Annotated in this window: 8 protein-coding genes and 1 pseudogene; 4 read left to right on the top strand and 5 right to left on the bottom strand. The window is 71.2% G+C overall.

Annotated elements, in window-relative coordinates; genetic code table 11:
- On the bottom strand, positions 1–267 hold a 267-nt coding region (locus tag ACFV4N_RS34970; RefSeq protein ID WP_499676941.1), incomplete at its 3' end, for an ATP-binding cassette domain-containing protein.
- Positions 264–758 carry an ATP-binding cassette domain-containing protein gene (locus tag ACFV4N_RS34975; RefSeq protein ID WP_499676947.1) on the bottom strand — a complete coding sequence of 165 codons (495 nt, stop codon included), beginning with the start codon at positions 756–758 and terminating at the stop codon, positions 264–266. The genes ACFV4N_RS34975 and ACFV4N_RS34970, both read right to left, overlap by 4 nt.
- A 56-nt stretch (positions 759–814) precedes the next feature.
- On the opposite strand from ACFV4N_RS34975, the gene ACFV4N_RS34980 reads away from it, so the two are divergent.
- A complete protein-coding gene (locus tag ACFV4N_RS34980) occupies positions 815–1,123 on the top strand; it encodes a hypothetical protein (RefSeq protein WP_499676942.1) in 309 nt (102 codons plus the stop codon).
- Positions 1,124–1,676: 553 nt separating this feature from the next.
- Here ACFV4N_RS34980 and ACFV4N_RS34985 read toward each other — a convergent pair.
- Positions 1,677–2,111, bottom strand: coding sequence for a tetratricopeptide repeat protein (locus tag ACFV4N_RS34985; protein ID WP_499676948.1), 435 nt, complete (start codon positions 2,109–2,111; stop codon positions 1,677–1,679).
- Between ACFV4N_RS34985 and ACFV4N_RS34990 the strand changes: the two genes are divergently transcribed.
- Complete coding sequence (locus tag ACFV4N_RS34990; protein ID WP_499676943.1) at positions 1,998–2,273, top strand: hypothetical protein; 276 nt, start codon at positions 1,998–2,000, stop codon at positions 2,271–2,273. The genes ACFV4N_RS34985 and ACFV4N_RS34990 overlap by 114 nt on opposite strands.
- A gap of 12 nt (positions 2,274–2,285) precedes the next feature.
- Here the strand turns inward: ACFV4N_RS34990 and ACFV4N_RS34995 are convergent.
- Both ACFV4N_RS34995 and ACFV4N_RS35000 read right to left on the bottom strand, forming a co-directional pair.
- Positions 2,286–2,705, bottom strand: a pseudogene (locus tag ACFV4N_RS34995) (hypothetical protein); the annotation flags it as partial.
- A 2,027-nt stretch (positions 2,706–4,732) separates the two neighbouring features.
- A complete protein-coding gene (locus tag ACFV4N_RS35000; RefSeq protein ID WP_499676944.1) occupies positions 4,733–5,089 on the bottom strand; it encodes a hypothetical protein in 357 nt (118 codons plus the stop codon).
- A 399-nt stretch (positions 5,090–5,488) separates the two neighbouring features.
- On the opposite strand from ACFV4N_RS35000, the gene ACFV4N_RS35005 reads away from it, so the two are divergent.
- Both ACFV4N_RS35005 and ACFV4N_RS35010 read left to right on the top strand, forming a co-directional pair.
- Positions 5,489–7,129: a hypothetical protein gene (locus ACFV4N_RS35005; RefSeq protein ID WP_499676945.1), complete on the top strand. Its 1,641-nt coding sequence runs from the start codon at positions 5,489–5,491 to the stop codon at positions 7,127–7,129.
- A partial coding sequence (locus tag ACFV4N_RS35010; RefSeq protein ID WP_499676946.1) for an RAMP superfamily CRISPR-associated protein occupies positions 7,126–8,822 on the top strand: 1,697 nt, incomplete at its 3' end. The genes ACFV4N_RS35005 and ACFV4N_RS35010, both read left to right, overlap by 4 nt.

An 8,822-nucleotide genomic window follows, 5' to 3' on the forward strand; every position in this document is an offset into this window, starting at 1 on the left:
CTCACCGAGGAACTCGACCTCCCCGCCCTGCACGGGGGTGAGGCCGAGGACGGCCCGTCCGATCGTCGTCTTGCCGGACCCGGACTCGCCGACCAGGCCCACGGTCTCGCCGGGGCGGATGTCGAGCGACACGCCGTGCAGGACGTCCACGCGCGGCGCGCGCCACCCCCTCCCGGGGAAGGACACCCGCAGGTCGCGGACGTCCAGGACCCGCGGTCCGGGTGGGGGCGGCGCGGTGGTCGACGGCTCGGGTGACACGTTGCTCATGCCGGGACCTCCGTGCCATCGGCTCGGGGCGCGACCCACGCGGGCCTGGCGGGGACGTCGTCGAGCACGGCGTCGATCAGGGTTCGGGTGTACGGGTGCCGCGGGTTCGCGAGGACCTGCCGGGTGACGCCGGTTTCCACGATGCGACCCGCGTTCATGACCGCGACGCGGTCGCAGAGGTCCGCGACGACGCCGAGGTTGTGCGTCACCAGCAGCACGCCCAGGCCGCGCTCGGCTTGCAGGCGGCGCAGCAGTTCGAGCACCTCGGCCTGCACGGTGACGTCGAGCGCGGTGGTCGGCTCGTCGGCGATCAGCAGCCTCGGGTCGCAGCTCATCGCGCCGGCGATGAGCACCCGCTGCGCCATGCCGCCGGAGATCTGGTGCGGGTAGGCGTCGAAGACCCGTCGCGGGTCGGTGATCTCGACCTGCCGCAGCAGCTCCAGCGCGCGCTCGGCCGCGGCCTTGCGAGGGAGCCGCAGCCGCAGCCGCATCGGTTCCACGAGCTGGCTGCCGATGGTGGGCCTCGATCTTGACCATGAGGACACCGATGGGGGATGAGGACGACCTGCGGGACCGGTTCGCCGACGTGTTCACCGTGGCCGTGATCAAGGGCGCGGTCGAAGGGGACCTGTACCTGCACTTCGCTTCACTGGGAGGAGTCGAACTGCACCTGGCGACCGCTCGCCGCCTCGGACTGATCGACCCCGAAAACGAGCACACGGCAACGTCCCGCGCGCACGCTCTCTACCGACGGCACGGCCTGGAACATCTTCCCGACGGACGCGCGTACTCTTGCTGGCACGGATCACCGATCGTGCAAGCGGTACTGGCAGAGTTGCTTCCTGAGCGCAGCTGACACCGCGTCACCTACCACGGGACCGCAGGACTTTCCGGTGAGGTGACGGCACTGCCAGCCGGTACAACCCTCGGGAGCCGGATCTCCTGACCCATGTGGGGCCTCGGGGAAGGTGGTGAGCACCGTGCCGGTCGGTGATCAACACGATGCAGGTCGGCGAACCGGGCAGTAGCGGAGGGTCGACCTGTTCGGTGATGGCGTCGTCCAGTACGACCGGCAGCCAACACCAGGGTCGACCGGTTGCCCGACGACGGTGTGGCCGCCGACACGGACCGGATACACCGATCCACCACCTCCCTCGTGGGGATCGAATCCTGCGACGTCGACCAGGAGTTCAGCCACCTTCACGACGCCGGAAACATGCAGGCCTGCACCCGCCGCGTCATCCTGGTCCATTCACCCGACCGACTGACCACGTCGGCCATCGCCAGGCGGTCCCGCTCTCGGCGCCGCGCTCCATTATCGTCGTCGATTCCAGCGGCCTGGCTATCCCGGTGGATATCGCCGCCTCGGCCTGGCGCTGCAGCGACGATCGCCTGGTCGAGGTCGGCGTTCAGGCACCGTTCGGGCCGGTGGCGGTGAAGGTGTCCACATCATCGAGTTTCCGCTGGACGCGTTCAGCGTCGATGGTGCGGCCTAGTTCCCGATACAGTTCCAGTGCTTCCAGCCACGCCGCACAAGCCTGATCGTGTCGTCCGAGGACAGCATGGGTACGGCCGAGATTGTCGAGGGTTTCGGCGACCTGGTAGGAGTAGCCGAGGGTGCGGCGCAGGACAAGGGCCTCGTAGTAGTGACCAACGGCTTGCTCGTGGTCGCCGAGACGTTCCGCGATGAACCCTAGGCTGTCCAGGGCAGCCGCCTCACCGTTGGGGTTGTGGTGATGTCGGTTGAGGGCGAGGGCGGCGTGGCAGTGCTCGCGGGCGGTGTCGAAGTCACCCAAGCGCGCGGCGCACCAGCCGACCACGTTGAGGGCGTCGGCTTTCCACACTGGTCGGTCGAAGGTGCGGTGCAGATCGAGGGCGTGTCGGGCATGGCCCAAGGCATGTCGATCGTCTCCGCGTCGTTTCCAGACGAGCGCGAGTACTTGGTGGGTGTGTGCCTGTTCGGTGACCTCACGGTGCTGAACAGCCAGGTGGAGGGCTTGATCTAGGTGCCCGACGGCTTCCTCGTACAGGTCCAGCCGGGAGTAGGCGTTGCCGAGGTTTCGGTGGGTGCGGATATGGGTGGCGGGATCGGGCAGGTGGATGGCGGCGTCCAGCGCGGCCGCCACGCGGTGAGCGCGTCGCGTCGGTGGCCCCGCCGGAGGTGGAAGGTGTTCAGCGCCCAGGCCAGATGCCATACGACGTGGTGACGACCGAGGACGCCGGCGGCGCGTTGGGTGGCCAGCAGAGTGGCGTGCTCGGCTTCCAGCCAGGTCATCGCGGCCGTGGCGTCGGACAGCGGGTGTGGGTGGACGCCGGATGCGGGCGGGTCGGGTCGCAGGAGTTGGCGGTGGGGGTTCAGCAGTCGGTCGGCGGCAGAAGCGGTGTGTGCGTGAAAGTCGACCACTCGTGTCAGAGCCGCTTCCCTCACGCTGTCGCATAGGCCGGCGCGGGCGGTGACGGCGGCGTAGTGGCGGACCAGGTCATGCATCGCGTACCGACCGCCCAGCCGCCGTTCCACCAGGGAGGCGTCCTCCAACGCGGACAGGACCCGGCGGGCGCGGGCCGGGGGCAGGCCGGTGAGCACGGCGGCGGCGTGCGGGGTGGTGTCGACGCCGGGGGCGATGCCGAGCAGGGCGAACACGGTGCGCTGGGTGTCGGTGAGCCGGCGCAGGGACCAGGAGAGCACGGTGGGCAGGCTGGCGGCGGGGTCGGTGTCGTGGTCGAGCATCTCCAACCCGAGTTCACGCAATTCTGTGGCGACCTCGGTCAGCGGGGTGCCGCTGCGGGCGTCCGCGGTGCGGGCGGTGATCGCCAATGCCAACGGGTGGCCCCCGCACAGCCCGATCAACTCGTCCACGACATCAGGGGCGACGGCGACGCGGTCGGCGCCCAGGCGGTCGGTCAACAGGGCTCGGGCCTCACCGCGATCCAGGACATCGAGAGGCAGGTGCCGCGCGCCGTACCGGTCGATCAGCGAGGCGAGCCTGTGGCGGCTGGTGACCAGGACGGTGCAGGTCGGGCTGCCGGGCAGCAGAGGCACGATCTGCTCGCTGGTGGCGGCGTTGTCCAGCACGATCAGCATCCGCCGCCCGGCGACCAGGCTCCGGTAGAGAGCGGCCTGCGCGCCCAGGTCGGTCGGAATCCTGCCGGAGTCCACGCCGAAGGCGTCGAGGAACCCGCGCACCGCCACCGCCGGCTCCACCGGCTCGCCCGCGGGGCTGAAGCCGTGCAGGTCGACGAACAGTTGTCCGTCGGGGAAGCGATCAAGGTTGCGGTGTGCCCAAGTCAAGGCGAGCCAGGTCTTGCCGACGCCGCCGGTACCACCGATCGCCGAGACCAGCACCGTCGCACCCACAGCCGGTGCGGCGGCGGACAGGTCACCGCAAGCCGACTCTCGCCTGGCCATGCCCGGCCTGTGTGGCGGGGTGACGATCAGTGCGCGGTCAAGCGTGTGAAGTGCCTCGACCCGTCCGGCGAACAGGCCCGGCGCGGCGGGCAGTTGTCGTGGCACCACCGGTGCAGGCAGCGTCGGTACGGCGTGCAGGTGCACGGTGCCGGCTTGTACGACCGTGCCCGCGCTGCCCGAGACGGAGTTGACGACGCCGACGGGCTCGTAGTCGTGGATGCCCGGAGTGGCGTCCTCGGCCTGCCGTGGTTCGGATGCGGTCACTGAAGGCCACCTCTCGCAACCTCATCGGCTGAAAGGCCCAGCGTCGCACTATGGTGCTACCGCACCGGTCGGTGTCGACCGACTTCACCCGACCGATGGATCGCACTCCATCCCAGGACGGATGTCGCAGTGGGTTTCAGTGTGCTCGACCGCACGGATTCGGTGGATGTGGGGTCACCCGTGGGGCGCAGCGCCCCGAGCGCTGCCCCTCGGAGCTGGGGCGCCGGGTGCAGCCCTCGATGCCGCAGCCGGTAGACGCGCATAGGGCCGTTGGGGTCCACGAGTCGGGGCATGCTCTCGGGGTCGTGCAGACTGCCCGGATGGGACCATGGCACTCCACCCGCTACGTAGCCCACCCACTTGTCCGCGCCGATGGGCCTCGGTGGCGGACACCGGCTGGCTTCGAGGTTCCAGGCCCAGTTGCGGCTCAGTCGGACGACGTGCAGGCGGCACAGCAGGTGCTCTCGCACCACTGTGCGCGCCAGGTCGACCAACAGCCGTCCAGGTGAAGCCCTTACACCGGTCCCGGTCGACCACCACGAATCCCTTCACCGCAGCGACCCCACCCATGAACGTTGTGGCTCCGCCCGCGCCCGGCCACAATCGGGCCTCCTGGTGCCGCAGTACCGGATACCGCACCGAACTGCCCTACCATGCAGTACGCCCGGAAATCCGCGCTACCGATTGGCACTCGGCGCCCTGCGGTACCAGGTCTTGTGCATCGGGTGGTAGCGCATCCGTCCCGAGACGGACACCAGGGGCATCATGCGGAGACCCGCATGCCGTTCGCGGACGCTACGCGAGAGGCTGCTGTGGCCTGACCAGTTCCCTGATCTTGTCGATGACAGTGGCGTAGTGGTTCTTGGCGGTGGCGCGGAGCAGTTCGTCGCCTCGCTCGGTGGGCTCGGTCACGGCCTGGACCAATGCACCCAACGGACTGTCTCTGCGGTACACGCGTACCTCGTGGTGCTGACGGAACGGTTCGGTCGGCGCGGGGTAGAACGCGAGTCCGACTCCGTCGAGCTTCTTCGCCGCGGTACGCAGCACATAGACGCCGAGTTTGTCCTTGTCCGCCAGGTCTCTGAGTTCGCCCAGGGTACAAACGGCCAGGCCTCCGTTGGCGTGCACGCGGGACTCGATTTCTTTGAGCACAATCATATGATCCGCTCTTGTTTCCCGCCCGACTCCGCCGGGTGCACATGACACAACATATTTCACGATCCACCGGAAGATAATCGATCCGGGTGGCCGGCATGCCGGCCACCCGGGGTGCCGGCCTGCGCTCGGCGCCGGACGGGAAGCCGAGCGCATGCATCCGTCCTGTGTCGGAGCCTGCCACGCCGATCGGTGTGGCCGGGAGCGCGGTCCCGGTCGTCGCAGGTTCTCCCGCGATCGACACGGCCTGGGCGGCGGTGGTGCGGGAAGGTCTGGAGCCATCGCAGCCGTGCCGAGTCGGCTGTGCGCATGTCGGGACAAAAAACTTTGCGAGGGTAAGTCACTTTCCGATCGGGTGGTGGTGTAACCGGTCAGGGCATCCGGACGATTCGTCCGGTGACGGTGTCGATCTCGGGGGGTTGTGTGCGGCTGGTGCTGGTGGCGACGGCCGGGAATCAGGCGTACGTGTTCGCGGGCAACCGATTACGGGAGGCGGTGGGCGCGTCGTACCTGATCTCGGAGGCGACCACGTCGGTGGTGCGCCGGCATCTGGGCGATGGGCGGGTGGTGTCGTCCTCGTCGGGATCGGCGCTGGTGGTGGTGGACTCCGAGGAGCAGGCGCGGGAGCTGGTGCGCGCGGTGTCGGGGTTCGCGGCGCGTGAGGCGCCCGGGTTGTCGGTGGTCGGGGTGCACATGCCGATCGCAGGGGACGAGCCGACGGCGGCGGAGCTCGTGGCGGTGCGCCGGCTGTGGCATAGGCACGTGGACCGCTGTCCGGGTGTGGGGGCTCGGTGGCCGCGCCTGCCGGTGGTGGCGGCGTGCACGTCGACGGACCTGCCCGCGGCGGGCTGGTTCTCCGACGGGGTGCGCGGCGCGGACGGACGGTTCCCGGCCGGGGAGCGGCCGGTGCCGTTGTCGGTGTCGGTGGTGGCGAAACGGCGGGCGCGGTGGGCGGCGCACACGCGGATGGCACGGGTGTTGGAGTCCACTGCGGCGGGCGTGGGATTGGGGTTGGTGGACACCGGTGACCTGCTCGAGAGTGTGGAGTGGGTAGGGGTGGTGCACGCGGACGCCAATCGGTTGGGGCGGGTGTTCCAGCGGGCGCCGGAAGCGTTGGCGGCGTTGGGCGGCTTCGCGGGGGACCGGTCGTTGGGGGCGTTGAGCGCGGCGGTGCAGCGGTGCGCGGACGAGGCGTTCGGCGAGGCGGTCGCGGTGGTGGCGGGTCTGGTGGGGCGCAGGCGGGATCTGCCGGTGGTGCCGTTGGTGGTCGGCGGGGACGACCTGACCGTGTTGGTCGACGGGCGGTATGCGGCCGCGTTCGCCCAGCACTACCTGGCCGCGTTCGGGACGCGGTCGGCGGGTGACCCGCTGATTTCCGCGGTGTCCGCCGCCGCACTGCCGGACGGCCCGACCTCGCACGTCCCGGGCTCGGACATGTCGGATTCAGGCATGTCAGGGTCGGGTGGCTCGCGGATGGGTGGGTTGACGGTGTCGGCGGGGGTGGCGGTGGTGAAGCCGCTTTTCCCGTTCTCCATGGCCTACGAATTGGCCGACGAGTTGTGCCGCGGCGCGAAGCGGGTGGCGGCCGTGCATCCGGGGTGTCACGGATTGGACGTACACGTGCTGCTGGACAGCTCCGTGGCTGACCTGGCGGCGATCCGCGCCGGCTACGAGGTGTGGGACGGGCGGGGGTGGGCGTCGGCCACCCGACGGCCGTTCCTGCTGCCCGCTACCGGAGGAGCGCCGGTCCCGCCCGGGCGGGACTGGCGGTGGTTGACCGAGCACGCCGAACTGGTGCGGGAGGCACCGAACGGTGGCGGTGAGGGTCGGGTGGTGACGCGCAGCCAGCTGCACGCGCTGCGCGGGGAGTTGCGCACCGACCCGGTGCGGGCGGCGCGCCGGGTGGAGCAGTGGCGGCGGCGCGCCGCCACGTCGCGGGACCGCGCGTTGGTGGCGGCGTTGTCGCAACCGGGACCGGCTCCGGTGCTGGATCTGCTGGAGCTGGCGGAGTTCGCGGTGACGGGGGTGTCCGCGTGAAGGTCGCGCCCGCCGCGCTGGCCGCGGTCGAGCCGGTGCTGGTGCGCACGCTGTCGGACTGGCGGGTGGGCACCGGGCGGGGTGTGCCGGGTGATCTGGACGCGGTGGTGCGCCGCGACGGCGACGGGTTGCCGTATCTGCCGGGCACGTCGTTGACCGGGGTGCTGCGCGAGGCGTGCTGGGTGGTGGCCCTCGCGCTGGACGATGGCGCCCCCGACGGGGTGTGGCAGCGCTGGCACACCCGGGTGTTCGGCACCGCGCCGGACCTGCCGGGCGGCCGCGACGGTGACCGGTTGCATCCGGCGCTGCTCGGCCTGGGACCCGCCCGTCTGGCCGGCGAGGTCCGAGATGCGGTGCTGGCCGCCGATGCCGCGGACAGTCTGGTGACGCGGCGGGTGGGTGTGGCGATCGACCAGGCCACCGGACGGGCGGTGGACGCGGCGCTGCGGATGGTCCAGGTGGCCCGTGCGGGATTGGACCTGCACGCACAGCTCACCCTGGAACCGATGCCGCAGAGCGCCGACGCGCGCACGGCGGTGACGGCGCTGTTGGTGTCGGGCGCCGCGTGGTGCACGCAGGTCGGCGCGGACCGCCGCCGAGGCCTGGGCCGGGTCGCGATCACCGTCGGCGGGCACGATCCGGCGGTGTGGGCGCGGTGGCTGGCCGACTCCGGGTTCTGTCCCCCCGAACCCGCCCAGACCCGGTGCCCGGCGGAGACCGGCGCCGGGGCGGCGGTCGTGCAGCGGCCCTCGGGTGGCTGGATGGCGGCGGAGTTGGTGGTGACGGTGAACCGGCCGTTGCGGGTACCGGTCCAGGCTGCGGGCAACATCGTGCGCAGCCTGGATCATGTGCCCGGAAGCCTGCTGGTGCCGTGGCTGGCGCAGCGCTGGGGACAGGCGGTGGTCGACACCGGGATCTGGCACCGGGCGCTGATCGTGCGCAACGCGTTCCCGGAGGTGGCCGGCCAGCGGGGAGTGCCCGCGCCGCTGTCGCTGTACGCCTCGCGCGACGACGAGCACCTTTTCCACCTCGCCGCTCCACCCGCCGAACCCACACCTTCCGGCACCGAACCCTCCGACACCTATGCCGCCGACGCCGCGGTCCCCGGCAGGGAACACGAGGGTGGTCCGCCCGCCGGAAGCAGGCAGGTGCGGGGCTACTACACCACCGGCACGGTCGTCGACGGGCGGATCACGCTCGCCACGGTGCCGTTGCTGCGGGTGATGCACAACGCGGTCGACCCGGACACCCAGCGGCCGACTTCGGCGACAGGGGTGTTCGAGGTGGAGGCGATCCCAGCCGGGACCCGGCTGCGCGGCCGGGTGCTGGTGCGCGAGTCGCTGCTGGCGTCGGTGCCCGGCGATGCGTGGGAACTGCTCTCGGGCCCGGCCCGGTGGGGAGCGCGGCGGCGCGGCGAGTACGGCGCGGTCACCGTCGCGGCCCGACCGTGCACGGCGCCCGTGACGCAGGCACCCGCAGCGGAGGCACCAGGTGGGCAGTGTGTGCTGTGGGCGGTGTCCGATGTGGTGGTGCGCGACCGCACCGGCCGCCTGACCGCCGACCCCGCGCGGGTCGCCGCCGTGCTCGCCGACCGGCTGGGCACCGCGGTGGAACTGGTCTCGGCGGTCGCCCGGACCCGCCGTCGCGACGGCTGGCAGGGCCGATGGCAACTACCGCGGGACAGTATCGTGGG

Origin of the sequence: Actinosynnema sp. NPDC059797 (assembly GCF_042732085.1) — a bacterium.
Taxonomy (GTDB): Bacteria; Actinomycetota; Actinomycetes; order Mycobacteriales; family Pseudonocardiaceae; genus Actinosynnema.

Coding starts and splice junctions, on each gene's coding strand:
- ACFV4N_RS34975 (WP_499676947.1), bottom strand. CDS start 758: ATGCGGCTGCGGCTGCGGCTCCCTCGCAAGGCCGCGGCCGAGCGCGCG.
- ACFV4N_RS34980 (WP_499676942.1), top strand. CDS start 815: ATGGGGGATGAGGACGACCTGCGGGACCGGTTCGCCGACGTGTTCACC.